The following is a 26,130-nucleotide window of genomic DNA, read 5'->3' as shown; positions in this document are numbered from 1 at the left end:
GCTCATGATCCGAATGACTTTGAAGTAGGTAACCGTCATAACTTGCAGCGTGTACTAGTGATGAATGAAGACGGTTCGATGAATAAACTGGCAGGTAAATATGAAGGCATGGATCGTTTTGAGTGCCGTAAGCAGATTGTGAAAGATCTGCAGGATATGGGTGTGCTCTTTGAAATCGAAGATCATATGCATTCTGTTGGGCACTCTGAGCGAAGCGGTGCAGTAGTTGAACCCTATCTTTCTACACAGTGGTTTGTAAAAATGGCACCTCTTTCTGAAGAAGCGATTAATCTACAGAAAAATGAAGAAGATAAAGTTCATTTCGTTCCTGAGCGTTTTGAAAAGACGTATCTTGGATGGATGGAAAATGTTCACGACTGGTGTATTTCTCGTCAACTTTGGTGGGGCCACCGAATTCCTGCCTGGTACCATAAGACGACTGGTGAAATCTACGTTGGACAGGAAGCTCCTGCTGACATGGAAAACTGGGAACAGGATAAAGATGTACTCGATACGTGGTTCTCTTCAGCGTTATGGCCGTTCTCTACGATGGGCTGGCCAGACACAGACAGCGAAGCGTTCAAGAAATATTATCCGACAGATGCCCTTGTAACAGGATATGATATTATCTTCTTTTGGGTGTCCCGCATGATTTTCCAAGCACTTGAATTCACGGAGGAACGTCCATTTAAAGATGTTTTAATCCACGGGCTGGTGCGCGCGGAAGACGGGCGAAAAATGTCTAAATCTCTTGGTAACGGTGTAGATCCAATGGACGTTATCGATCAGTACGGAGCAGACGCATTGCGTTACTTCCTAGCTACTGGTTCTTCACCAGGACAGGATTTGCGCTATTCAACAGAAAAAGTAGAAGCGATCTGGAACTTCGCCAATAAAATTTGGAATGCATCACGCTTTGCTTTGATGAATATGGACGGCATGAAGTTTGAAGAAATCGATCTGTCAGGAGAGAAATCGGTAGCGGACGACTGGATCTTAACACGTCTGAATGAAACGATTGAGCAAGTAACAAGCCTGGCTGACCGTTATGAGTTCGGCGAAATGGGCCGTGCGCTTTATAACTTCATCTGGGATGATTTCTGTGACTGGTATATCGAGATGGCGAAATTGCCATTGTACGGTGAAGATGAAGCAGCGAAGAAAATGACTCGTTCGGTGTTGGCACATGTGCTGGATCAGACGATGCGCTTGCTGCACCCATTAATGCCTTTCATTACCGAAGAAATCTGGCAAAACCTGCCGCATGAAGGCGAGTCAATCACAGTTGCGAAGTGGCCAGAAGTAGATGCTGCGCTTTCTGACTCAGCGCGTGCGTCTCACATGAAGCTGCTGATGGATATTATTAAAGCAGTCCGTAACATCCGTGCTGAAGTGAATACGCCGATGAGTCGTAAAGTCGATCTGTATATTTCTGCGAAAGACGAAGCGACAGTTACTGTTTTAGAAGCGAACCGCAGCTATATCGAGAAGTTCTGTAATCCAGAGACACTTACGATTGGTGTAAAAGTGGATGCTCCAGGAAAGACAATGTCAGCAGTTGTGACCGGCGCAGAATTATATCTGCCTCTTGAAGGTCTGATTGACATTGAAGAAGAAATTGCCCGCTTAACGAAAGAACTCGGAAAGTGGCAAGGTGAAGTAAAACGTGTTCAGGGCAAATTGTCCAATGAGCGCTTTACTGCCAAAGCGCCTGCAGAAGTGGTAGAAGAAGAACGTGCGAAAGAAAAGGATTATTTAGAGAAGCATGCGGCTGTTGAACGTCGTATTGCGGAGTTGAAAGAGATTTAATAAAGGTAAAACGGGTCTGCGGTTTAATTCGCAGGCCCGTTTTTGTTTAGCTGGTTTTGGATATAGGACATTAGTTTTTCAGCGACTGAAAAATCGTGCGTTACATATAGAGAACGTGCGCCGACAGGGTCTTCGATTTCATTTAGCAGCCAGCCGACGTCAGTCAATAGGAAGTCAATGCCTATGTAGTCGCTTTTGATTGCTCGTGCGATCTTTTGGACCTGTTGTGTTTGTGTGGAGTCCAGTTCGTATTTTTCGACAGAACCGCCTAAGGTGAAATTTGATTTGAATGAATTTGTTGGACCTGTGCGTTTTACTGCGCCTAGCACTTCTTCGCCAAGCAGGAAGACCCGAATGTCCTGTGAGTTGGATTCAATGTAAGGTTGAGCGATTATGTCTGTTGGGTCGAATTTGTTTAGGACTTCATCTGCCTGTAGTTTAGTATGACATAGAAATACTTCGCTGCCGCCATGACCTGAACGTGTTTTTAACACTAATGGTAAGGCCGGCAGTATCTTATCTGCCCGATAGGTCGGTACAGCTGGAATGCCAAGCATCGTGGCAACCTCGAATGTTCGCAGCTTGTCGTTGGCAATTTCATTGACTGCAGAGCGGTTAAACAGCCGATAACCTTTTTGCTCTAGTTGCTTAGACAGCTTTGAATTTCTGTCTCGGAATAAAATGAAATCATGGTCATCGGAAGGGGGCTCTGTCAGAAGTTCCAGCTCGATTCCGATTTTAATCGATTCCTTCTGTAAATCTTCAATAAACGCCTGATTGCGATCAGCTTCCTGTCGGCTGTAGTAGACGGCGCCTTTCAATCTAATTTCTCCAAGATATAGCTAATCATCGCGTCTGCTACATTGATGCCCGTGACATTGAAGATATTTCGTATATGTGCAGCTGCATTTACTTCGCAGACGAGTGGTTCTTCATTCTCTCCATAAAGAAGATCTACACCTGCAAACTCGGCTCCTACTGCTTTTGCTGCTCTTATAGCGAGCTGTTTCTGTTCAGTTGTTAGTTCGACGACTTCCGCTGTGCCGCCATTCGTAATATTCGCACGGAAATCAGTTTCGGAATGGCGATACATCGCAGCCACTACTTCATCACCCACAATATTGACCCGCAAGTCACGTCCTCTGCTAGTCTCAATGAATTCTTGGAAGACGTAATCGACTCCGCGCAGTTCATCGACCTTTTCATAGAAAGCTTCCTCCGTCTCAATTAAATAAACGTTCATGCCGAAAGATCCGTGACCTTCTTTGATAATCATCGGTAATCCGAGCTGATCCAGCACAATCTCATAATAGCCGCTGTCGCGTATTGTGAATTTTGGATACACTTTTGGTGCGATGATAGTCTTTGGCATAGGGATTTTGTGATTGGCCAGCTCCAGATACTGCTTCGCCTTATTATCACATGTCTCAATAACGTCAGGATCGTTGAATACAGGGATTCCGTTATGCTTCAGGTAACTCGCGAGCAGAATATCTTTATCAAGAAAAATTACAAAGCTCGGCGGGTTATGAATCGGTTCCTGCAGATCCATGGGAAGTTCATTATTTCTCAGTAGAAGGACCTCAACTCCAGCTTTGATTGCAGCTTCTCCGACCAACCGTGCCTGATCGGCAAATTTATCGCTCGTCAAACTCCCATTATATATAATCCAACAACTTTTCAATCGTCACGCCACCTTTGCTATAATGAATGTATACGTTAATTTTAGCACAGGAGGAATTTCAATGATTCCAAAACTCGATGAATATAAAAAACAATTTGAAATAGAAAGTGCTGATGAGATTAAACCAGGGCTTGAGGCGATACAGCAAGCGTTGACCTATGTACTAAATCCGGAGAAGGATTTACGCGTCATTCATGTAGCGGGAACAAATGGCAAAGGCTCCACGATTGCTGTGATGGAAGCGGTATTGCAGAAACATGGCTATTCAACGGGTGTGTTTTCATCACCGGCCATGATTGATCTACACGACCAGATCCGTATTAATGGCAAACCGATTTCTTCGATTGAATTGGAGTTTATTTTTGAGGAAATGAATGCAGTGGGTCTGAGCGGACTGCTGACTGATTTCGAATTGCTTACAGTGGCGGCGTTCATTGCTTTCCGAAATGCTTCACCTGATTATATTTTATTGGAAACCGGAATGGGTGGGCGGTTTGACAGTACGAATGTGGTGGTGCCTCTTGTTTCGGTGATTACGTCGATTGCTTTGGATCATACTGGATTTTTAGGAGATACACAGCGGAAGATTGCACGGCATAAAGCAGGGATTATAAAACCTGGGATTCCTGTTGTTATTGGAGAGTTATCTGAAGAAGCGCGGGAAGTGATGGAGGAAGAAGCTGAGCTCAATAGAAGTATATTATATGTGTATAAAAAAGACTTCTTAATGGATGAAGATGGAGACGAAGTTTTTAAAGGCAATCAGTCCTTTGCTATTCCTGAACGGAGAATGAAAGGCCCTCATCAAGCGATCAATCATGCTGTAGCACTGGAGGCTATGCTGGCGGCGGGTATTCCTTTGCAACAGACAAAAATTGCAGAAGCGATTGCCGAAGTACAGCTACCGTTCCGTTTTCAGAAAGTAGCGGAGAATGTCTATATCGATGGCGCACATAATCCCGCCGCAGCTAGAATGCTTGTGAAGACAATCCAAGCCGAATTTCCTGGCATTCAAGTCGATTGGGTTGTGGGGATGTTGAATACTAAAGATTATGAAGAAGTGTTGAAGGTATTGGCGCCTATTGCTCATAGTTTTACTTTTGTAGATTTTCCACATCCACAAGCTGCCAAAGCTGAAGATTTGCAGGCAGTTTGTCCGATAATGAATAGCCAGGTGATGTCTTCAGAGGATATTGATTTGATTGGTAACGAAAAGTACATAAGAGTTGTTGTTGGGTCACTTTACTTGTTGAGTAGTTTAATGAGACAATAGACTTAATAGAGTTTGAATATCTTTCGTTAATCAGTAAAATGAGGTATTTAGTTCGAGAGAGTAGTGTATCATATGAAAATACTGAATTAGAGTTGAGAGGAGAGACGTCATGAAAGTGGACAATGAAAAGGGAATGACATTGGTAGAGATCTTGGCTGCTTTGACGATTCTTGGAATTGTTTTTGTTGGCTTTATGACGATTTTTCCACAGATGAATACTATGAATAATCGGACGGAAGCTAAGTTGGAAACTATGAATATGGCTAAGCAAGAATTAGTTAAACTTAGAGATAGTCCTAATTCTTTATTTAATTTAGATCTCGAAATCAATTATGATTTAGGGGATTACGAACGATATGAGAAAGAAATTGAAAAAGAAAAAGATAGTTACTTAGTAGAGATTGATTGCTACAACAATGAATTAACTAACCAAAGTTGTAGTGGCGATGGAGAAGTGGAAGGTTCAAGAAAAAAAGAACTCTATAAAATCCATATTAAAATAACAAAAGATACAAAATTAACTAGCGAGACATTCGGTTATCTCATGCTAGATTAAAGGAGTAGTTAGTATGGTTAAGAAAGAGGCTGGTATGACGTTAATAGAGGTACTAGCGACTTTAGTTTTACTAACTCTTGTGACAGGTATTATATGGACTACAGTTTCGATTGCAACTAAGTTTAATGTTTCTGAAACAACTTCCTTGCAATTACAACAAGAAGCAAATTATATTATTTCGGAAATGCAACAAGTTCATAGGAATTGTTTTACATATAAATTATCAATAACCGATGATGAAATCAGAATAAATGAATGTTTGGACAGTAATAATAGTGTAATAAACTCATTCAATGGTGTCATTAGCAATAGTTATCACTATCTACCTGAAATTAAAAATCAGAAATTTAAGCCTTCAGCAAAAAATAGTTTTTACGAAAATGAAGATAATGTAAAGATTAAAGTTGAAAACGACTTGGAATTAAATGATTTAATATTAATAGATCCTATTAATAAGAAGAAACGTGTCAAAATATCAACTACTATTTCACGTTATAAAACAAAAGATGAAAACAATTGATAAATTATAGGAGATGGTTATGTGGACATTCTGAATAAGGAAAGAGGGTTTGCATTAGTAATTGTTTTATTTGCCATTGTTTTTATCACTATAATTACAGCTGTTTTTATGCGAGGTGCAATTAGTAACACTGTTCAAGAGAAGACGGTTGATGAGAATAATTTAGTAGTTGTATCTGCGGAAGCAGGGCTAGATTACTATAAATTTGAATTAGAAAAGATATATAATACTAAGGATTTAGAAGAATCCTTTGATGAAAAAGTTGGTGAAATTGATTTTAAAAAAGCGACTCCTGAAATTTATAATAAAGTTAGAATTGAAATCGCTAGAAATTTCAAAGAGAATATTTTGGATAGTAGAATAAATTCTCTGAAAAATGAAGGTAGTAAAACATTGGTTAAACCTTTTTTTCACAAATTAACGGCAGCCGAAGTTATAGATATTCCATGGACAAATATAAAGCCCGAAGATCCTATTGTCTTATTATTAGATGGAGACGTAATAGGGGAGATGGGAAACAATGGAAAACATAAAGCGTTAAATTTTAAATTAATATACGAGTTTCCTCCTGTGAAGATCACTGGGATTGACTCTCCCGATGACAGCGGAGATGGAGCAACTCCTCCAGAGATTGGAGGGGGTGGAATGCCGAATTTAAAAGAGCCAAATTCACCACGAAACCCAGAAGAAGTAGTTGGAATTGGAAAGATGAAAGCTTGCTCTAAGATTATAGGAAATATAGAAAATAAAGAATGTACATTATCAAGTAAGAACGAAGAAAACTATAACATTAATAAATCAAAATTATATATTACAAATTCCCTAGATTCTTGGGGTAAAGTAAATGTCGAAAACTCATATTTTAATATATTAGAGAATTTTAAATCTAAAGACTTAAAGGTAGGAGATACTGATTTAGTGATAAAAGGAATTCTGAGTGCATGGAACTCAATTGATATTTCAGGATCTAAATTAGTTGTTGGAAATTTAAACGGTGGCACAACTAAAATGAATAAAGTGCATTTGACTGTAAAGCAAAAGTTAGAAATGCAAACAGCTGATATTGAAAATTCTTTTATAGTAGCTAATGATTATCAAGTAAATTCAGTTACAAATAAATTTAATAAAACTGATATGAAGGTAATTAAAGATTACAGATCAAGTGGAAGTGATATCGAAAACTCTAATATCGAAGTTGGTGGTATCATGAATACAGGCGGCGGTATATTAAATCTTGGTGACTCAAGTTTGTCAGTAGGGGGCAACACTATTGCTGGTAATGGTTTCGATATTGAAAATTCCATAGTTAAAATAGGCGGAAATTTTGAAACTCCTGTGAAATTTAAAGGTGACGACTCTGACATTTTCGTAGGAGGAAATATTAGTGCTGGAAATGGTTCTGATTTAGAAGATGTTAATTTAGTTGTAATAGGAAGTTTTACTTCAGATACTCATTTTAAGTTAGAAGATTCGAAAATAAGTATAGGTGGAACTTTGAAGTTGGGCAATGGTGGAAAAACAGAAGATAGTATAATTTGGGCTGATCGTATAATTTCTAGCACAACATTAGATTTAGATGACACAAAAATCTATGGTAACTATTTGAAGTCAGATATTCTAATACTTGAAGATTCGAGAGTTTGCGTTAAGGATTTGGAAGTTAGAAAGTTATCTACTGATGATAGTAAAGTATATTATTTAAATAGTTCTAAACCAGAGCATAGTAACGCAACGCAATTAACAGTAGACGAGTATGAGAAAAAATGCGGCTCTGTAAATGATGAAGATTCTGATGAACCAGTATCTTCTAAAGGTCATGTCCATATTAATTTGCAACCACCTGTACTAGATAAAGTAACTTATTAATTTTTAGAAACGGATAAAAAGGTGGGATCTGATGAAGAAAAAATTATACACTGTTAGCATACTTTGGGCAGCGGCAATTATTGCATTATCAACACTGTTCGTCCAAGACACCTACGCCGGTGACGGCTTTCTCTCAAATATCAAGCGCTTCGGCAAGCATACATATGTCGGTCCGTTTGATATTTCCAAACAAAGCCGTAAGAAAGCGAAAGAAAAGCTTGCAGCTGATTTCGTAGAACTTGAAGATAATTTACAAGTGGAATTGCTTGTCCAGGATTATTCAGTAGAAGTTCCATCTGAAGTGGTTACGTTTGACGTTGATGCTACATTAAGTCAGGCAGCATCGAGTCATGACAACGCGCTGATCGCAGATGTTTCCCGTGATGGTTTGCGGACTGTTCTTAAACAGAATTTCGAATCGCTTTCTTTTACTGAAACTGAAGTGGAAACAATTGCTTCTAAAATTGAAGAGTTTGTACGCAGTGGTATTATGCCGCAGCGTATTCACTTACCAGAATATGTTCCAGAACTGTACTCACAGACCCAAACAATTGCTTCGACTTCTTATAAATTAGATGGGTTGCCGAAAGGTCTTCGATTGATTATGGAAGACCTTGATGGAACTGAGATTCAACCTAATTCTACGTTTTCATTTATGGAGTTTTTAGAAGGTAAGGAATCTGCTGGAGCAAATGATGTTCAAATGACGATTATGGCTTCTATGCTATATGCAGCGGCTTTGCAAACGAATTGGATCATAGACGAGCGTAATATCAGCAGTGAATTAACTGCTGAGGTTCAGCCTGGATTTGAAGCGGCGATTAATCGTAAGCTTGGCTTAAACTTTATGTTCTCCAATCCAAATCAAACGGTTTTCACTATTCATACGTCATGGACAAACTCTCAACTTGAACTGTCAATTGAAGGCCTGCCGTTTGTTCATTCCTATGAGCCAGAAGTGGAGACTTTGATTACGTATGAACCGAAAACAGTTATACGCTACAGTGCATTTATTTCACCTGGCGTTAAAGAAACGTTAGCTATCGGTAAAAAGGGCTTAGAAGCTACAGTTAAACGGAAAGTATTGCTTAATGGGCAACTTGAAAACTATGAAGATATTTCAGTAGACTTCTATGTGCCTCAGTCTCGAATTGAACGCCATCATTTGATTCAGCCTGAAAAGCCTGCAGACAATTCAGGCAGTGGAACGGATGGAAGTACTAGTGATAATAACGGAACATCAGGGAGCGATGGCTCTTCAAATGGAAACACAAATGGCGGAAATAATACGGGTTCGGGAAAAACAGATCCGAGTGATGGCAGTACTGCAGGACAATCCGGAAACTCTGGCAGTAATACAGGCAAGCCGAATGCATCAGATGGAAAAGATGACAACGAGGTTATCTATGACAAAGGCGGAAACATCATGAAGTTCGACAAGAATGGTAATCCGATCGATTAACAAAGGGGGATTCAGATGGCAACAACGAGAAAACGACTAGGGGATTTATTAATAGAATCCGGTTTGCTGACTGATGAACAGCTAATGACTACGCTAAAGGATAAACCGCGTGATCAGCGTCTGGGTGACGCTTTATTACAGCGTGGTTATATTACTGAACAGCAACTTATAGAAGTGCTAGAGTTTCAGCTTGGAATCCCTCATGTGAATTTATTCAGGTATCCATTTGATCCGAAACTCTTTAATATTGTGCCAAAAGGATTAGCGAAGCAGAAAATGATTGTTCCACTTAAAAAGGATAACGATAAGTTGTTTGTTGCGATGGCAGACCCTATGGATTACAACACAATAGAAGATTTGCGTCTGTCGACAGGTTTCCATATTGAAACTGCAATTGCTTCAAAAGATGATATAACGCGAACGATTACAAGATACTACGATGATGAACTATTTGATGACTTAGTTTTTGAAGAACCGGAGCAACAGACGGATCAACAGCAAGAAGATATTGTGGATAATGATTCTCCAGTAGTGCGCCTTGTCAATCAAATCATTTCGAGCGCAGTTTCTATGAAATCTAGTGATATTCATATAGATCCACAAGAGCATCAAGTCATCATCCGTTTTCGGATCGATGGCAAGCTGCAGACGGAGCGGATTCTTCCAAAGCATATGCAATCTATGCTAATTGCACGAATTAAGATTATGGGCAACCTGAATATAACAGAATCACGTACGCCACAGGACGGGCGCATAAAAGTAACCATCGATTTTCGTCCAATTGATTTGCGTTTGTCTACGCTGCCAACTGTTTTCGGCGAAAAAATTGTTATGCGGATTTTGGACTTGAGTAGCTCATTGAATGATTTAGCGAAACTTGGTTTTGGACATACAAACCTACAGCGATTTTTAGAAGAAATAGAGAAACCGAACGGAATTGTCTTAATTTCGGGCCCGACCGGTTCGGGTAAATCTTCCACTCTTTATGCGGCACTTAACAGATTGAACAGTGAGGAAGTAAATATCATTACGATTGAAGATCCTGTAGAATATCAACTTGAAGGTATCAATCAAATTCAAGTGAATTCGAATGTCGGGCTTACATTTGCTGCAGGATTACGGTCTATACTAAGACAAGATCCCGATATAGTTATGGTAGGGGAAATCCGTGATAAAGAGACAGTAGAAATTGCAATTCGAGCTTCCTTGACTGGTCACTTAGTGTTAAGTACAATTCATACAAATGACTCCGTCGCTTCGATTTCACGTCTGCTTGATATGGGTGTGGAGCCGTTTCTGTTAACTGCTTCTTTGAACGCTGTTGTTGCACAGCGTTTGATTAGAAGGGTATGCAGGGACTGTGGAACTCGCCAGCCCGCTTCTGAACGGGAAAAAGAGATTTTCGCGAAGCGCGGTATGGAAATTGAAGTAATCAATAGAGGTTCTGGATGTCCATCATGCAATATGACTGGCTATCGGGGGCGCATCGCGATTCATGAGGTATTGATTATGAATGCGGAAATGCGTGATGCCATCAACCGTGATGCAGCACCTACTGTTTTACGTGAAATAGCCGAGAAAAGCGCGACAATCTTCTTAATTGATGATGGTTTAGAAAAAGTAAAGCAGGGCATTACAACTACTGAGGAAGTATTACGAGTGGCCTTGATGGAATAGGAGTGTGTGCAGTGACAGAACGAATCGATCAATTACTGACGGAAGCCTTTAAACTTAAAGCTTCAGATATTCACTTAACAGTTAATGTTCCACCGATTTTCCGTATTCACGGAGATTTGAAACGCTTTGGAGAAACTTCACTAAACGAAGATGATACGAAAGAAATCGCCTATCAAACCATACCTGAAAAAATGATTCCTACTTTTAAAGAAGTAGGGCAGATCGACTACTCCTATGAAATTGATGGTGTCGCACGCTTTCGTGTCAACGCATTCCAACAGCGCGGTTCCATTTCATTAGCATTTCGGACAATCCCAACAAAGATTCCTACAATCGATGATTTGAATATGCCAGGGACACTCAAAAATCTTTCCGATACTGCACAAGGTCTTATATTGGTCACAGGGCCAACGGGTTCAGGTAAATCGACTACATTAGCAGCCATGATTCGTTATATGAATGAAACGATGAAAAAGCATATTATCACACTGGAAGATCCTATTGAGTATATGCATGATCATGGTTCGTCCATAATTGATCAACGGGAAGTTGGATTTGATACACTCTCCTTTGCTGATGGTTTGCGTGCCGCTCTGCGTCAGGATCCCGATGTCATATTAGTGGGTGAAATGCGTGACCTTGAAACCATCTCAACGGCTATCACTGCTGCAGAAACTGGACACTTAGTATTAGCCACTCTGCATACATGGAGTGCTGCCTCAACGATCGATAGAATAATAGATGTATTTCCTCATGGTCAGCAGGCACAAATTCGTGTGCAATTGGCAGGTGTCTTGACAGCGGTTGTATCTCAGAGGTTATTCCCAACGATTGATAAATTGGGCAGACGAGCAGCGACAGAAATTATGATCAATAATTCAGCCGTTTCAAACTTAATCCGATCTGAAAAAGTACATCAAATTCCAAACGTCATCCAAACTAGTCGTGCATTAGGAATGCATATGATGGATAATTCGGTTAAAAATCTTATGGAACAAAGAATTATTTCGTATGAAGCTGCATTACCGTATCTGCAGGGAGCTGACTGACTGTGGCGCGTTTTATGTATGAAGGGCGTGACTCGCGATCTATTCGTCGTGGTACTGTAACGGCCACTAATAAGCGAGACGCTGCAATAAAACTTAAAAACGAAGGGATTCGAGTTGTTAGTCTTGTGGAACAGAAAGAGACGGTTCTAACAAAAGATATTACCATTGGCAGTCCGGTAAAACGTGATCAACTCATTATGTTTTTGCGTCAGTTTTCAACTTTGCTTCAAGCTGGTGTAACAATCGTGGATGCAGTCAGAATCCTGGCTATGCAGGTGGAACAGCCGGCATTTCGTAAAATATTGACTTTGGTGCAAGAAGACTTGCGCACAGGAACACCGCTGTCAGATGCGTTTGCAAAACATCCTAAAGTATTTGAACCTTTAATTTTAAATTTGATCAGGGCAGGGGAAGTTTCAGGTACAGTAGATGAATCATTAGATCAACTGGCTGATCATTACGAGAAAGCTTATCGTTCGAGACAAAAAGTGATTTCGGCATTATCCTATCCTATTGTTGTGGGTATAATATCCGTTGGAGTGGTTATATTCCTTCTTTCATTCGTAGTACCGATGTTTGTAGAGATGTTTGACAGCATAGGTGGTGAGTTGCCTTGGCTGACTATGTTTGTCCTAAAAGCTAGTGATTTTGTCCAGAGCTACTGGTATCTCTTAGGCTTAATTGCGGCGGCAGTTGTTATAGGTATTTTATTAATCCGTAATAATCCTCAAGGGAAATACATGCTGGATTCAATTATATTAAAACTCCCTATTTTCGGTAACATCGTACAGAAGTCTTCATTGGCCATGATGACTCGTACACTTAGTTCAATGTTTTCTAGTTCCGTACCGATTTTACAGTCGCTTGCTATGACTGAAAAAGTAGTAGGAAATTCGGTGATTTCGAAAGTAATTGGTGAATCAAGGGAGTCAATGGAACGTGGCGGATCATTAACACAGCCGATGCTTAATCATTGGGCATTTCCTCCGCTTATACCGCACATGATTGCGATAGGTGAAGAAACTGGGTCCTTAGACTCCATGTTGTCAAAAGTAGCAGACTTCTATGAGAAAGAAGTAGAAGCTGCAACAGATCGTTTAAAGGCTTTAATAGAGCCTTTAATGATCGTTTTTCTAGCGATGATAGTAGGGACTATAGTTTTGGCAATTATGATGCCGATGTTTAGTATGTTTGAACAGATAGATAGTTTGTAACAGATAAAACATAATTTTATCGTAAAATTAATATTTTGTAATTTTTGTAGTGTTAATTTCCTAATCTCTCTGCTATACTAAATTCATAGAGTACGAAAAACACAGAGGAGGAAACTACATGAAAAAGTTTCTACAAAAGAAATTGAAAAATGAAAAAGGTTTGACGCTGGTTGAGTTATTGGCGGTAATTGTTATCTTAGGTATTATTGCTGCGATTGCGGTACCGGCTATTGGGAATATAATAGATAATTCCCGTATTAAGGCGACACATGCTGATGCGTTAAATATTATTTCTGCTGCAAATCTTTATTTAGCCGAGCATCCTGATCCAACTGGTGATAAGGTAACTTTGAAAATGATTTTCGAAGAAAAACTTATTGATGATGCTGGAAAATTCCAAGATAAAAAAGATAGTGAAGATGTTTATGTATCGAAAAAAGATGGCGGAAACACTTTTACTGGTTCTGCTAATTGGAAAGCAGAAAAGACAGTTGAATATTCCGATGCTACTATTAAGGAAATTAACGACGCGGGTACAAAAGCAAAAAATGATGGAAATGTTAAGATAACACGTTGATTTAACTAAAATAGGTAAGGTATTCCCCAAGCAATTCCTAATTTCAAATTACTCTAGACCTTGCAGAGAAAAAATTCTGCAGGGTCTTTTTAATTTAATTTCACATACTTGCGTATGTTTAAATAACTAGCTAACAAGGAACAGATTAGTAACCTGTATAATCACTCTTAAATAAGGAGGGAAATGATAGTGAAGAAAATGATTAGTAATTCAAAAGGACTCACCCTCATTGAATTGCTTGCAGTTATAGTGATCATCGGAATAATAGCTGCAATAGCTATTCCTTCCATTTCAACCATCATTGAAAACTCAAAAATTGGCTCTGAGAAAGCCAATGCAGTTAATATTATTGAAGCAGCAGATCTGTACTTTATTAATTACGAATCTCCGGACGGATATATGAAGTCTGTTGGGATACCTACGCTTATTGATCAGGGTTATTTAGACGGAGAAGGGTTGGCCAATAATTCGATGTATGTTGCTGATGCGCAGCCTTCCTGGATTTGTGGAAATTCAGTAACCGGTCAGAACAAAATAGTTTTCAAAAAAGCAACCCGTGAAATGATTGAAGAGAGTGGTAAAGATTTAGTTGTAGGGACAGAGCCTTGCGGTGACATGAAAGAATAAAATATAGTAAATCACACTATATACTAGGAATCTTTCATTCCATCACTGCATTTGCTATACTTAGCATAATTGAAGTATATAAAAAATTACTTCGAATGATCATTGCTTTTGTTTGAAGGGAGCTGCCCCATGACTATTTTTTCAAAATTAAAAACACCTTTATCAAACATATCTCTTCCAACATCTTTATTTAACCGTAAAAAACAAACTTATTCTTTAACATTTGAAGATGATGCAGTTAGATATATCCGAATTAAGACACTTGATCCGCTAATTCTCGAATCAGCAAATGAAATTACTATGCCGGCCCATGTAATTGAAGAAGGCCGTGTAGCTGATGTGGCTGCTCTTGAACATTTACTTACAGAGGCTGCTAAAGACTGGGGGCTCACGAAGCGTAATGTGGCATTCCTAGCCCCAGACGCCTATGTAATCATCCGAAAAGTCGCTTATCCCGAAACAGTAATGGATGAAGAACTAAAAGGACATTTCTTTATAGAAATCGGCTCAACCATTTATTTGCCATTCGACGATCCGGTATTTGACGTCATTCCTTACACAGCAAACAGTGCACAGAATGAAGCCATTTTAATTGCGTCAAAAGAAAGTGTAGTACAGACATATGAAAATGCACTGGAAGCAGCAAAGATGGTCCCTGTCGTTGCGGATATTGCTCCACTTTCACTATACCGCCTGGCACACAAAGAATACCAGTTCACCGGCGAAGAGCACATCCTTCTAGCAGATCTGCGTGGCCGCAGCCTAACAGTATCCATTTTCTACAGCCATTTCCCGTTGTTCATTCGCTCAATGGAACTTGAAGTCCCTCTCAGCCTGACAACTGGCGAAGCGTTAAACGAACATAGTGTGGATCCAATGACCATCGTCATGGAACTTGAAAAACTAGCGAACTTCTATCGATTTAATTTAGCTGAAAGTGAAGCGGCAATCACTCATTTACTATGGAACGGTACATATAGTCAGCAGGACGAGCTGCTGCAAATGGTTAGAGAACGTCTGGCGATTGAGGCACTTCCGCTTGTGAAGGAACCGATTCGTTGTGTAGATGGTTCTGTTGTTTCTGCAGAATTCCATCGCGTAATCGGTCTTGCACTGAAGGAAGAGGTGTAATTACATATGTTAGTCGATATTAACCTGCTCCCAGAAAAAATAAAGGAGCGGTCCACTTTTCTTTGGATTGCGATTGTGATTTTGTTAGCGGCGATCGTCAGCTGGGCAATCCTGTTCTGGCTAGCTCAAAAGAATGAAGGCGAAGCGCACGGGCTTCAGCAACAGACTTTTGAAATTCAAAAACAAGAAGAAGCGATCACATCTCAATTACGCCCATCTCAGTTTGGTCAGGAAAAAGCTAGTCTCAAAACAACTGTAGAGTGGCTTGAAGGTTATCACTACAAAACCGTTCCACTTATTCAAGATTTAGTACAAGCTCTGCCTGAACGAGGTTTCTTCCTAGAATTCACTTTCACTGCACCGAATGAAGCCACATTCGACGTGCAATTCGATGATATGGTGGAAGCAGCCCATTATCTGACACGCATGAAAGCTTCTTCATTGGTTCATGCTGCGACTTTTGAACAAGTTGAAACGGAAGAACTCGATGAAGAAAATCTGGATGCGAATGTGTTACCCAGATATGTAGCCCGATATTTCGTGCAATTCCTTGATGAGCGAGGTATCACTGCGCAGGATGCAGTCGTAGATCCAAATGCAATCGATCAGCCGGTTGAAGAATCACCGACTGAAGAGGATCAACCTGCTGATGAGCAACAACCGCCTGAAGACGAAACAGAAGGAGGCGGTACAAATGAATAACTATTTCACGAAGCGTCAAATGGAGATTGGACTTGTGTTGTTAGCTTCAATATTCTTGATGGCCCTTGTATTTTATTCCGTCTATAATATCTACCTTCCTGCAAAAGATCAACGTGAACAAGCTGCTCTCCAGCTGTCAACCGAGCGGGATACTCTTTTTGCTTTGCGAAAGCAATTGGCAAATAAAGAAACGGATGAAACCTTTACCTCTCAGCCGCTCCAACAGAAAGTGCCGGTCATTCCACTGGAAGACGGACTACTTCTGCAGATAGAAAAAGCAGAAGTGAAGTCAGGAAGCCAGGTAAACGGTGTAACATTTTCTAAAGAAGTAACAGCAATCGAAACAATGCCTGAAGACGTGCAAAACTTGGAAACCGTGTTGATGGAAGTGGAACTTGTCGCGAATAGTTATGACCAGGTCGAAAAATTCATTGACGAACTCGAACAGATGAAAAGGATTCTAAACGTTGAAACGATCCAGTTTAAAGCAACTGCTGAGAAAACAGAAGAGGATTCTGAAGTGGAACCGATGGAATTGGTGATTTCAATTAACGCATTTTTCCGTCCAGATCTCGAGAATTTGCAGAATGAGGCGCCGAAACTGGATGCACCACCTTCTTCGTTGAAAGAGGATCCGACAACGATCAACAAAATGACTGGCGACGAGACGGCAGATTAGGGGGCAATCTATGGAATGGGTAATTTGCATATTTTTCTTCCTCTACGGGATCACGTTTGGATCGTTCTTTAACGTAGTCGGCTTGCGGGTTCCGTTGAAAGAGTCGATTGTTAAGCCACCGTCGCACTGTACCACGTGCGATCGTAGATTGACGCTTGTTGATCTGTTTCCGGTATTTTCCTTTGTCTTCCTAAAAGGTAAGTGCCGTGGCTGCGGAGAGAAAATCAGCATGATCTATCCGCTGATGGAACTGATTACAGGCTTGCTCTTTGTCGCAGCCTACCTGCATTTTGGTTTCCGACTGGAACTGGCAGTCGCTTTGCTATTCATTTCCATGCTCGTCATTGTGACAGTATCCGATCTAAAATACATGCTAATCCCGAATAAAATCTTGCTGCCGTTTGGCATTGCGATTTTCATTTTGCGTATCTTCAGTCCGCTGACTCCCTGGTGGGACAGTATAATAGGCGCAGCAGTCGGATTCGGCGTCTTGTTACTCATCGCAATTGTGTCGAACGGTGGCATGGGCGGTGGAGATATTAAGTTATTTCTTGTAATCGGATTAGTGCTTGGAATCACACAAACTCTATTCACCTTATTTTTAGCTTCATTAATTGGCGCAATTGTCGGCGTGATCTTCTTGAAACGAACGAAGCAAGGACGTAAAACGCCAGTCCCGTTTGGCCCGTCAATCGCAGCAGCTGCACTCATCGCGTATTTTTATGGCGCACAGCTTGTCGAATGGTATATAGGATTGTTGAATTAAAACAGAAAATAATCAAGGACAAGACGACAAGAGTCTTGTCCTTTTTCGTGTCCGCTTTGGTAAAGTGAAGAAAAAAGTGGAGTGAACTCAAATGAATTTCCGCAGATCCTATTCAAAATTTACGGTGATCCGAGCAATGATTCAGGGAGTCGGCATTGGACTTGTCGCGATCCTTGTCATCGGGCTAACGATTTTCAGTACAGGAGGAAAAGAAGCAACACCTGATAAAACGGTCACAACATCTGGACCGAGCAAAGACAGTGCAGAAGAAACAAAAGCGGCGGATGGTGATGCTATCACGATGTTCGTCAAACAGCACGGTGTTTTTTCTAGTAAAGAGTCTGCTACGGATTTTGCGGCGGCGAACCCGTCACTCGCTAACACGTCTATCGTGCAGGTGAACGATCAATTCTATATTTGGGGGGCTGTCTGGTTGACAGAGAGTCAAGTGGTCTTAAAAGAAGGTGAGGATGCATTTAAAAAGAAAATACAGCTGGCTCCGGGTACTTGCAAGTCTGCGGACATCAAGCAAGTGGAAAAAGCACTTCTCGCTGACGATCTATCGAAAATTGATTTATCGAAAGAAGGGAAAGAAGCGAAAAAAGAATCTGATCTAGAGAAGAAAATCACTGCGATCTCTGCATTTACCAAGGATTCTTCGATCGCAAGGCTACATGTCCTGGCACATTATACAAGTCAGGATTCATGCTTCAAAATTCAATTTTGATTCGAAATCATAACTAAAAAACAGTTTTCAACCTTTTTCAAATCACCTCCAATCGCGTACACTGATAAAAAAGGAGGTTTTCCCAATGAAATTCACCAGTACAAAACCAATTGTTCTCGCATCCTCTTCACCCAGACGTAAAGAGCTGCTGGAACTTGCAGGCTTAGATTTTACAGTTAAACCAAGTTATGTTGATGAGGATCTGCCCTACACGCCGAAAGAGCCGCAACTATACGCGGTACGTTTGTCCGAAATGAAGGCAGAAGCAGTATACGCAAATTCGGCAGGCTCTATAGTCATCGCAGCAGACACTATTGTAGTGAGAAATGGCAATGTGTATCCGAAACCTAAAAACGACGCTCAGGCAGTGGAATTTCTTATGGAATTGTCGGGACAGGTTCATGAAGTAATTACAGGCGTAACTGTTTTATCAAAAGGTAAAAAGATCCAGCTTTCCAGTTCGTCACAAGTTAAGTTTAGAACATTAGATCTCGCGCTTGTCGAAGAATACGTCCGTTCCGGTGACGCAGCAGATAAAGCGGGAGCATATGGTATCCAGACAGAAGGTATGCTGTTTGTTGAATCTATTGTAGGAGAATACCAGAATATTGTCGGACTGCCGATTGCCCAATTAATTGAACGTTTACGTGAGGAAGACGTAATTGTGCTGGAAGCAGGTGCCGCCAAACATGCCACTTGATTTAGCGCCTAAAATGATGATTCGTGATGTTCATTTGGCGGACCGACCGAGAGAACGGCTGATTCGGGAGGGGGCTGGAAGTCTTTCGAATCAAGAACTGATGGCTATTTTACTGCGGACAGGCACTCGTTCTGAATCAGTTCTAGTGCTCGCTAACCGCGTTTTATCGACAGTCGATCGCCTGCAGGATTTAATTGGGATGACAGTAGGAGAAATGACGGAAATCAAAGGGATAGGTGAAGCGAAGGCAGTACATATTTTAGCAGCTGCAGAGCTCGGCAAACGGTTATACCGCACGTCACCGCAGGACCGCTATAAAATTCGATCGCCTGAAGATGCAGCGAATTATTTGATGACGGATATGTCTTCGTTGAATCAGGAGCATTTCGTAGTTTTATTTCTGAATGTAAAAAACGAAGTGCTGCACAAACAGACTATTTTCATTGGCAGTCTGAACAGCTCGATTGTTCATCCGCGAGAAGTGTTCCGTGAGGCATTTAAGCGTTCCGCGGCTTCGATGATAATTTCGCACAATCATCCGAGCGGAGACACAACGCCGTCCCGCGAAGATATCGAAGTGACCAAGCGATTAATGGAGGCGGGGGCAATTATGGGTATCGACGTACTCGACCATATTATCATTGGTGACCAGAAATTCATCAGTTTGAAGGATAAGGGCTATATCTGAGCGTGCCGTTAGACTGTAAGATGCATGTGAGAGACTGGGAAATCGGTCTCTTTTTTCGTGTTTTTGGGATTCTCGCGAGGCTCTACTGTAAATTTAGTTACCTTTCCGTTATAATGTGGTGTATGCTTTTAAGAAGGCCGTTGACGGTTATGCAGAAAGGAAGAAATAATTTGTTTGGAATTGGAACGAAAGACGTAGGAATCGACTTGGGGACAGCCAATACTCTAGTATTTATTAAAGGTAAAGGTATTGTGCTGCGGGAACCTTCCGTAGTAGCAAAAAATACTGTGACAAATGAAATCGTAGCAGTCGGTAGTGCTGCTAAAAATATGATTGGACGTACACCAGGTTCCATCGTGGCAACTCGCCCGATGAAAGATGGGGTTATTGCAGACTTTGAAACAACGACTGCAATGATTGAGCATTACATGAAAGAAGCAACGAAAGCAGCTGGAGGTTCTTGGAAAAAGCCGAATGTCATGATTTGTGTGCCATACGGAATTACTTCTGTCGAGCAACGCGCTGTAATTGATGCGGCTCGTCAGGCTGGAGCGAAAGATGCATTTACAATTGAAGAGCCTTTCGCGGCAGCAATCGGAGCAAATTTGCCAGTTTGGGAACCAACGGGCAGTATGGTCGTCGATATAGGTGGAGGTACAACAGAAGTCGCAGTTATTTCTCTTGGCGGTATTGTAACAAGTGAATCAATCCGTGTCGGTGGGGACACGATGGATTTGGCGATCATCAGTTATATTCGTAAAACTTATAACCTGACAATCGGTGAGCGTACGGCTGAAGCAATCAAAATTGAAGTCGGTTCTGCTAAAGATGCAGTGAAAGCAGAGAAGATGGATATTCGTGGTCGTGATTTGTTGACAGGACTTCCGAAAACGCTTGAGATTTCTTCAGAAGAAATTGTGGAGGCACTTCGTGAATCTATCTTACAGATTATAGAAGGCGTCAAAAAAACGCTTGAAACAACACCACCTGAGCTTTCTTCTGACGTAATGGAACGTGGAATCGTCTTAACTGGCGGTGGCGCGATGCTTCGTAATTTGGACAAGGTGATTTCTGATGAGACGAATATGCCTGTATTTATTGCAGAAGAGCCATTAGACTGTGTTGCTTTAGGTACCGGAAAAGCATTGGATAACTTAGAGATTATCAAAAAGATGCAAGTAAAATAATTGGAGGAGATGTAGGCAATGCCACGTTTTTTTTCCAATAAACGATTAATCATTTTATTAGTAGGAGTAATCGTCCTTGTGGCATTAATTGCATTCTCACTTCGTGACCGGAACCATTCCAATTTGCCGGAACAAGTAGTGAAGGATGTTGTCGGTTTCGGACAGTCGATGTTCACGAAACCGGCTCATTTTGTTACGGGGATTATTGAAAATATTGATACGATGCTTAATACATACGACGAAAACAAACGATTGAAAGAACGACTGGATGCGTATGCGGCTACACAGGCCGAGCTGGTCGACGTGAAAGCGGATAATGTGAAACTGCGCGATATTGTCAAGAAGCTGGATGATTTGCGTTCCTATGAACCTATTCAATCCACTGTCATTTCACGAAATCCAGATCAATGGGAAGATAAATTGATTGTGGATAAAGGAACGACTGACGGAGTAAAAGTCAATATGGCTGTTATTACGGCACAAGGACTAATTGGAAAAGTCGTGCTTTCAACACCGTTTTCTTCCACAGTCGAATTATTATCTACTGAAAATATTAACTTCCGTGTTGCAGCAATGATTTCTGGCGATAAAGAGATTTTCGGCTTAATCGAAGGATTTGATCGTCAGTCGCGTCAATTGATTATGAAACGAATCGATTCCAGTTTTGATGTAAAAAAAGGAATGCAGGTTACTTCTTCCGGACTCGGCGGAATTTTCCCGAAAGGTATCTTGATAGGGGAAATTACGGAAGTTTCAACGGATGACTATGGTTTAACAAAACTTGCTTATATTCGTCCCGCGGCAAACTTCTCAATGCTCGACCACGTCATGATCGCTAAACGTTCATCGAAGGTTGTGGACGGTACGGACGGTGGAAACTCTGTAGACGAAGAGGGGGAGGATGAATCATGACTCGGTTCGTCATCCCTCTCATTGCAGTTATCTTATTTTTCTTGGAGCCGATTTTCAGCCTGTTTTCACCTATTGAGAAAAATGGTGAGCTGTTTGTTTTTGTTCCAAGATTTTTGATTGTGTACTTAATCTTCATTGCGGCCTATTATAGCCGTCAGCGCGCGATTTTATATGGATTCATCCTTGGCCTCTTGTATGATATGTATCACATTGATATTATTGGACTATACACATTTATGTATCCGCTCATTTGCTATGTATCTACTTTAGTGATTCGGCAGATTCAGCGGCATACATTTACGGTCATGGTATTATCGCTGGTGATGATTGTATTGCTAGAGCTACTATCTTATCTATTTGCCAGCATTATTGCGCTGACATCTATTGATTTCAATGAATTCCTAACAAGCCGGTTGCTACCGACAGTCATTGCGAATTCGCTGTTCATTGTGATGTTCGGTTGGACTTTTAAACAAATTACTACAAAACGATTTAATCAAAAACAAGCGGGTTTTTAAGCATTGCGAGGTGATGTGGATGACGAAATCACAATTGGTAACAATCAAAGGGACGAAAGACGGTTTGGTGCTTCGATTGGACGAGTATTGCGCTTTTTCTGATTTATTAGAAGAACTGGAAGAAAAAGTGCAGGGAAGCGGACTTGAAGGCGTTGCAGAAGTGCAGCTGCATACCGGCCATCGCTATTGTGATGAACAAGATATGAAAAGCATTCTCTCGGTCATTCATCATTCTCCTCATTTACGTGTTTCAAAGGTTCAGAGTGATGTCATATCGTTAGAAGAGTGTCAGCAAAGGCTGGTCGAAAAACAATCCGAAACGTATATCGGTATTGTGCGATCTGGACAAATTGTGAAGGCAGCCGGCGATTTAGTCATTATCGGAGATGTGAATCCAAACGCCCAAGTAATCGCAGGCGGAAGTATTTACATTTTGGGTAGGCTAAAAGGTATAGCACATGCAGGAGCTGAAGGTAATTTAGATGCTGTCATCGCGGCATCCTGGCTGGAAGCGACACATTTAAAGATTGCGGATAAAATTGAAACAATGACTGATGAGTTAACGATTCTATCTGAACAGCCTGAAATGGAATGTGCGTATATCCATGATAATGGGCAGATTGCGATAGATCGCCTCCAGGAACTGCGGCATTTACGTCCGGGCCTTGCAACATTTAAAGGAGGTATATAATTTGGGAGAAGCAATTGTTGTTACTTCTGGTAAGGGCGGCGTTGGTAAAACCACGACGTCAGCTAATCTTGGAACTGCTCTTGCACTACAAGGGAAAAAAATATGTTTGATTGATACAGATATCGGTCTGCGGAACTTAGACGTTATTCTTGGCCTTGAGAACCGGATTATTTACGATCTGGTCGATGTCGTAGAAGGACGCTGTAAAATTCAACAGGCTCTTGTCAAAGACAAGCGTTTCGATGACAGGCTATTTTTACTTCCTGCTGCGCAGACTACAGATAAAAATGCCGTCAATCCGGAGCAAATGAAGAAACTGATTGGTGAATTAAAGATGGACTATGATTACATTCTGATTGACTGCCCTGCAGGAATTGAGCAAGGTTATAAAAATGCCATTGCGGGTGCAGACCGTGCAATCGTTGTGACTACACCGGAGATTTCTGCCGTGCGCGATGCGGACCGTATTATCGGATTGCTCGAATCAGAAGAAGGTATAGAGCCGCCTAAGCTGATCATCAACCGCATCAAAAAACGTCTCATGGAAAGCGGAGATGCGCTTGATGTCAATGAAATTACGACACATTTGTCGATCGACTTACTAGGAATCGTCCTGGACGACGAAAATGTTATTTCTTCTTCCAATAAAGGCGAGCCTGTCGTAATGGATCCTGCTAATCCTGCAGCAGTAGGCTATCGCAATATTGCGCGCCGTATATTAGGGGAATCTGTGCCGTTAATGTCTATGGACACAGGAAAGCCCGGCTTTTTTGGTAAGCTGAAAACATTATTTGGTAAATCTTGATAGCTAGTTATGCTCAGTACCTCAATGGTGCTGAGTTTTTTTATTTGCTTAATTTCATCCCGCATGTACCCCACGATACTTTCATACACTGCAGGTAAGGGAGGGGAAGTGATGAAATGGAAGACAAAATGGATTATCGCTTGCTTATTGAGTGTGTCTGTGATTGCCATGGCAAAACTTGAAGAACGCCAGCTTATCAATATTCCGGTCACACAATATGTCACGACAGGAAAAGATTTTGTTGTGATGAAAAAATGGGTGTCTTCGTTAATTGGAGAGGATGAGTCGATTACAGTATCTACTGGCACAGAATTTGATCCGTTCTCTGCGTACGACTCCTTTCAGCCTTACCAGGACGGTGCAATCATTTCCTATTCGCAACCGCTATCCATCACTTCTCAAGGAAGCGGACTGGTTGTATTCACGGGCTATACAAGGCAATCAGGCAAAACAGTGACTGTTCAATATGATAATGGTGATGAAGTGACCTATGGTTTTGTTGGTTCATTTTCGACACTGCCTTATACTACAGTCAGACGAGGTGATGAAATCGCTGTGATGGATGAAGATGCGGTGTATGTCAAAGTGAAACGCAACGGCATACCACTGGAACCGACTGTACTCGCAACGTACATGACAGGCGGCCTCGAATGAAATTTCGCATTCATCCCATTTTATTACCTATTTTTCTATTCTTTATGATTGTGGGCGGTGTCTCGCTGTATGCCATGATCTTATTTTCTTTAGTGTTTCATGAATTAGGACACGTTTTGGCGGCTAGACAATCGGGAATGAAAATTCGCAGTTGTACCATATTACCGTATGGAGGAGAATTGCAGATCGTCAATCGGCAGCTGGCAACGAAACGGCAGCGGCTGCTTATTGCATTGGGCGGGCCGCTTGCCACAGCAATTCTACTGGTAATCGGTCTCCTTTCCACTTTTCCAGGCAGTACGCAATTTACTCAAATTCAATTTCTCCTGCTAGCTGTCAATCTTTTGCCGATCCTACCGTTAGACGGCGGACAAGCGCTTTCTGTCTTGTTAGAGAACAAGCATAATAAATACGCTTCCCGCTCTGTATTTCTGCTGTACTCCATCATAGCATCAGCCTCACTCTGCCTATTCCTGAGTACATACCTGCCCGACAGCCTTCCCTATGTAATGATCTCTGCATTTCTCGCAATACAAAATTTTATTTCCTACCGTTTTCGAAAGTACGAGCAAGCATTTGAACAGCTCTCTGCTTCCAAGCGTCTTTCCCTTGACTAAAAAAGTATAGTTTCGCCGCTCGACATATAGGATTTTCTGAAAGTAGTATGATTGGCAGTTTAAAATCGCTTCGGCGCTGGGTGGGTTGCCTTACGCCATGAGCCAGCTAGCAAAAAGCATGCTAGTTGTCTCACAGCAACGGCCCACCCCACAGTTGCGCCTGCGCTGTAGTGGAGAATTTATATATTTTTTTGTTCAACTGGTTTAAATTTAATATTCCCTTGAAACAGTTTAAGAAAAGTCATTCAGATAAACTAAAAAGATCTTGTGATTTTTTATTGATGCATAAAAGTTCTAATTATAGATGATGTACTAAATTTTATACAGCTAAATAAAACATATTTCAAAGACGTTTGCTTTTTTTGCTTGTATATCAATTAGAAGCTGGAAGTCTTTTATTCTCTTCAATTTTGCAATTCACACAGATGCGATGTTTGGTTTATTTTTCACATAAAAAATACTGAAACACAATCCAGTGCACCGAAGTGGAAGGCAACCTAAGTACGCCGCGTCCTGCGGCAGCGGTTGCATGACTCACTTCGTGTGAGCCCGTGGCTAAAACACTCCGGGAGGATCAGCCCGACAGGTGAGACAATTTGCGGGAGCGAAGCGACCAAGTTGGCTCACCGCGGGCCCTCCGGAACGCGTCCGTCTGGAACGCAGGGAAACGGTCTATTTCTACTTATCTACTGTTATTTGTTTCAATCAATCCAACAGCTCAAAAAGATAACACTTGACCTATAGTTTTCTATGTGATAATATTTTACTGTTATTGTTTGTAGCACCCGTGCTACAACCGCACTGATCAGGTACAAGAATTCTTCGTGAATCACCTGTGAAGGCGAGTCTGAGTAAATAGAGGAGGTGCAAGTATGTACGCAATTATTGAAACAGGTGGAAAACAAATCAAAGTTGAAGCTGGCCAGGAGATTTTCATTGAGAAAGTTGCTGGAGAAGCTGATGAGGTTGTAACATTTGACAAAGTTCTTTTAGTAGGTGGAGATGACGTTAAAGTCGGTGCTCCATTCGTAGAAGGCGC

28 protein-coding genes and 1 other annotated feature are annotated in these 26,130 nt (G+C 41.2%); of the genes, 26 read left to right on the top strand and 2 right to left on the bottom strand.

From position 1 onward, the window contains the following. Positions 1 to 1,809: valine--tRNA ligase (locus Q1J64_RS07060; RefSeq protein WP_301108372.1), on the top strand; the 1,809-nt coding region annotated here is incomplete at its 5' end. 23 nt (positions 1,810 to 1,832) lie between these two features. On the opposite strand, the gene Q1J64_RS07055 is transcribed toward Q1J64_RS07060, so the two are convergent. Then, positions 1,833 to 2,630, bottom strand: coding sequence for an ATP-grasp domain-containing protein (locus Q1J64_RS07055; RefSeq protein WP_301108371.1), 798 nt, complete (start codon positions 2,628 to 2,630; stop codon positions 1,833 to 1,835). Then, a complete protein-coding gene (locus Q1J64_RS07050; protein ID WP_301108370.1) occupies positions 2,627 to 3,493 on the bottom strand; it encodes an ATP-grasp domain-containing protein in 867 nt (288 codons plus the stop codon). The genes Q1J64_RS07055 and Q1J64_RS07050 overlap by 4 nt, the downstream gene beginning before the upstream one ends. Positions 3,494 to 3,554: 61 nt before the next feature. Here Q1J64_RS07050 and Q1J64_RS07045 point away from each other — a divergent pair, with 61 nt between their 5' ends. From Q1J64_RS07045 to rplU, 25 genes are all read left to right on the top strand, one after another. Next, positions 3,555 to 4,766: a bifunctional folylpolyglutamate synthase/dihydrofolate synthase gene (locus Q1J64_RS07045; protein ID WP_301108369.1), complete on the top strand. Its 1,212-nt coding sequence runs from the start codon at positions 3,555 to 3,557 to the stop codon at positions 4,764 to 4,766. Between the two features lie 109 nt (positions 4,767 to 4,875). Continuing rightward, the gene (locus tag Q1J64_RS07040; RefSeq protein WP_301108368.1) at positions 4,876 to 5,322 is read left to right on the top strand and encodes a PulJ/GspJ family protein; all 447 of its coding nucleotides are present in this window, start codon (positions 4,876 to 4,878) and stop codon (positions 5,320 to 5,322) included. A 13-nt stretch (positions 5,323 to 5,335) separates the two neighbouring features. Then, positions 5,336 to 5,842, top strand: coding sequence for a prepilin-type N-terminal cleavage/methylation domain-containing protein (locus tag Q1J64_RS07035; protein WP_301108367.1), 507 nt, complete (start codon positions 5,336 to 5,338; stop codon positions 5,840 to 5,842). A gap of 21 nt (positions 5,843 to 5,863) precedes the next feature. Beyond that, positions 5,864 to 7,708, top strand: coding sequence for an autotransporter outer membrane beta-barrel domain-containing protein (locus tag Q1J64_RS07030; protein WP_301108366.1), 1,845 nt, complete (start codon positions 5,864 to 5,866; stop codon positions 7,706 to 7,708). A gap of 31 nt (positions 7,709 to 7,739) precedes the next feature. After that, positions 7,740 to 9,170, top strand: a complete 1,431-nt coding sequence (locus Q1J64_RS07025) for a VanW family protein (RefSeq protein ID WP_301108365.1) — start codon at positions 7,740 to 7,742, stop codon at positions 9,168 to 9,170. Between the two features lie 15 nt (positions 9,171 to 9,185). Next, entirely contained in the window at positions 9,186 to 10,847 is a 1,662-nt protein-coding gene (locus Q1J64_RS07020; protein ID WP_301108364.1) for a GspE/PulE family protein, read from the top strand. A gap of 11 nt (positions 10,848 to 10,858) precedes the next feature. Continuing rightward, on the top strand, positions 10,859 to 11,896 hold the full coding sequence (locus Q1J64_RS07015) for a type IV pilus twitching motility protein PilT (protein WP_301108363.1): 1,038 nt from the start codon (positions 10,859 to 10,861) through the stop codon (positions 11,894 to 11,896). A gap of 2 nt (positions 11,897 to 11,898) precedes the next feature. Next, a complete protein-coding gene (locus Q1J64_RS07010) occupies positions 11,899 to 13,110 on the top strand; it encodes a type II secretion system F family protein (RefSeq protein ID WP_301108362.1) in 1,212 nt (403 codons plus the stop codon). 118 nt (positions 13,111 to 13,228) lie between these two features. After that, the gene (locus tag Q1J64_RS07005) at positions 13,229 to 13,687 is read left to right on the top strand and encodes a type II secretion system protein (protein ID WP_301108361.1); all 459 of its coding nucleotides are present in this window, start codon (positions 13,229 to 13,231) and stop codon (positions 13,685 to 13,687) included. 198 nt (positions 13,688 to 13,885) lie between these two features. Continuing rightward, on the top strand, positions 13,886 to 14,314 hold the full coding sequence (locus Q1J64_RS07000; protein ID WP_301108375.1) for a prepilin-type N-terminal cleavage/methylation domain-containing protein: 429 nt from the start codon (positions 13,886 to 13,888) through the stop codon (positions 14,312 to 14,314). Between the two features lie 129 nt (positions 14,315 to 14,443). Continuing rightward, positions 14,444 to 15,445: a type IV pilus biogenesis protein PilM gene (pilM, locus tag Q1J64_RS06995; protein ID WP_301108360.1), complete on the top strand. Its 1,002-nt coding sequence runs from the start codon at positions 14,444 to 14,446 to the stop codon at positions 15,443 to 15,445. A gap of 6 nt (positions 15,446 to 15,451) precedes the next feature. Then, positions 15,452 to 16,147, top strand: coding sequence for a PilN family protein (locus tag Q1J64_RS06990; protein WP_301108359.1), 696 nt, complete (start codon positions 15,452 to 15,454; stop codon positions 16,145 to 16,147). Then, a complete protein-coding gene (locus Q1J64_RS06985) occupies positions 16,140 to 16,826 on the top strand; it encodes a hypothetical protein (protein WP_301108358.1) in 687 nt (228 codons plus the stop codon). Before Q1J64_RS06990 ends, Q1J64_RS06985 begins: the two co-directional genes overlap by 8 nt. 10 nt (positions 16,827 to 16,836) lie before the next feature. Then, positions 16,837 to 17,592 carry a prepilin peptidase gene (locus tag Q1J64_RS06980; RefSeq protein WP_301108357.1) on the top strand — a complete coding sequence of 252 codons (756 nt, stop codon included), beginning with the start codon at positions 16,837 to 16,839 and terminating at the stop codon, positions 17,590 to 17,592. Between the two features lie 91 nt (positions 17,593 to 17,683). Next, positions 17,684 to 18,319, top strand: coding sequence for a hypothetical protein (locus Q1J64_RS06975; RefSeq protein ID WP_301108356.1), 636 nt, complete (start codon positions 17,684 to 17,686; stop codon positions 18,317 to 18,319). Between the two features lie 85 nt (positions 18,320 to 18,404). Next, entirely contained in the window at positions 18,405 to 19,019 is a 615-nt protein-coding gene (locus tag Q1J64_RS06970; protein ID WP_301108355.1) for a Maf family protein, read from the top strand. Further along, entirely contained in the window at positions 19,009 to 19,707 is a 699-nt protein-coding gene (gene radC, locus Q1J64_RS06965; protein ID WP_301108354.1) for a RadC family protein, read from the top strand. Before Q1J64_RS06970 ends, radC begins: the two co-directional genes overlap by 11 nt. Positions 19,708 to 19,877: 170 nt before the next feature. Further along, entirely contained in the window at positions 19,878 to 20,894 is a 1,017-nt protein-coding gene (locus Q1J64_RS06960) for a rod shape-determining protein (RefSeq protein WP_301108374.1), read from the top strand. A gap of 18 nt (positions 20,895 to 20,912) precedes the next feature. After that, the gene (mreC, locus tag Q1J64_RS06955; RefSeq protein ID WP_301108353.1) at positions 20,913 to 21,806 is read left to right on the top strand and encodes a rod shape-determining protein MreC; all 894 of its coding nucleotides are present in this window, start codon (positions 20,913 to 20,915) and stop codon (positions 21,804 to 21,806) included. Continuing rightward, positions 21,803 to 22,324 carry a rod shape-determining protein MreD gene (mreD, locus tag Q1J64_RS06950; protein ID WP_301108352.1) on the top strand — a complete coding sequence of 174 codons (522 nt, stop codon included), beginning with the start codon at positions 21,803 to 21,805 and terminating at the stop codon, positions 22,322 to 22,324. Before mreC ends, mreD begins: the two co-directional genes overlap by 4 nt. A 19-nt stretch (positions 22,325 to 22,343) precedes the next feature. Continuing rightward, a complete protein-coding gene (minC, locus tag Q1J64_RS06945) occupies positions 22,344 to 23,015 on the top strand; it encodes a septum site-determining protein MinC (RefSeq protein ID WP_301108351.1) in 672 nt (223 codons plus the stop codon). A gap of 1 nt (position 23,016) precedes the next feature. Beyond that, complete coding sequence (gene minD, locus Q1J64_RS06940) at positions 23,017 to 23,820, top strand: septum site-determining protein MinD (RefSeq protein WP_301108350.1); 804 nt, start codon at positions 23,017 to 23,019, stop codon at positions 23,818 to 23,820. A gap of 111 nt (positions 23,821 to 23,931) precedes the next feature. Further along, on the top strand, positions 23,932 to 24,474 hold the full coding sequence (locus Q1J64_RS06935) for a peptidoglycan DD-metalloendopeptidase family protein (RefSeq protein ID WP_301108349.1): 543 nt from the start codon (positions 23,932 to 23,934) through the stop codon (positions 24,472 to 24,474). After that, complete coding sequence (locus Q1J64_RS06930; protein ID WP_301108348.1) at positions 24,471 to 25,091, top strand: metalloprotease; 621 nt, start codon at positions 24,471 to 24,473, stop codon at positions 25,089 to 25,091. The genes Q1J64_RS06935 and Q1J64_RS06930 overlap by 4 nt, the downstream gene beginning before the upstream one ends. Positions 25,092 to 25,875: 784 nt before the next feature. Then, positions 25,876 to 25,950: a sequence feature (ribosomal protein L21 leader region), on the top strand. Between the two features lie 13 nt (positions 25,951 to 25,963). Further along, positions 25,964 to 26,130, top strand: a 167-nt coding sequence (rplU, locus tag Q1J64_RS06925) for a 50S ribosomal protein L21 (RefSeq protein WP_301108373.1), incomplete at its 3' end; no start/stop codon positions are given.

This window comes from Sporosarcina sp. (genome assembly GCF_029257255.1).
In the GTDB taxonomy this organism is placed as follows: Bacteria; Bacillota; Bacilli; order Bacillales_A; family Planococcaceae; genus Sporosarcina.
The sequence above is the reverse complement of the archived record's forward strand: the minus strand, read 5'-3'. Positions and strand labels throughout refer to the sequence as shown.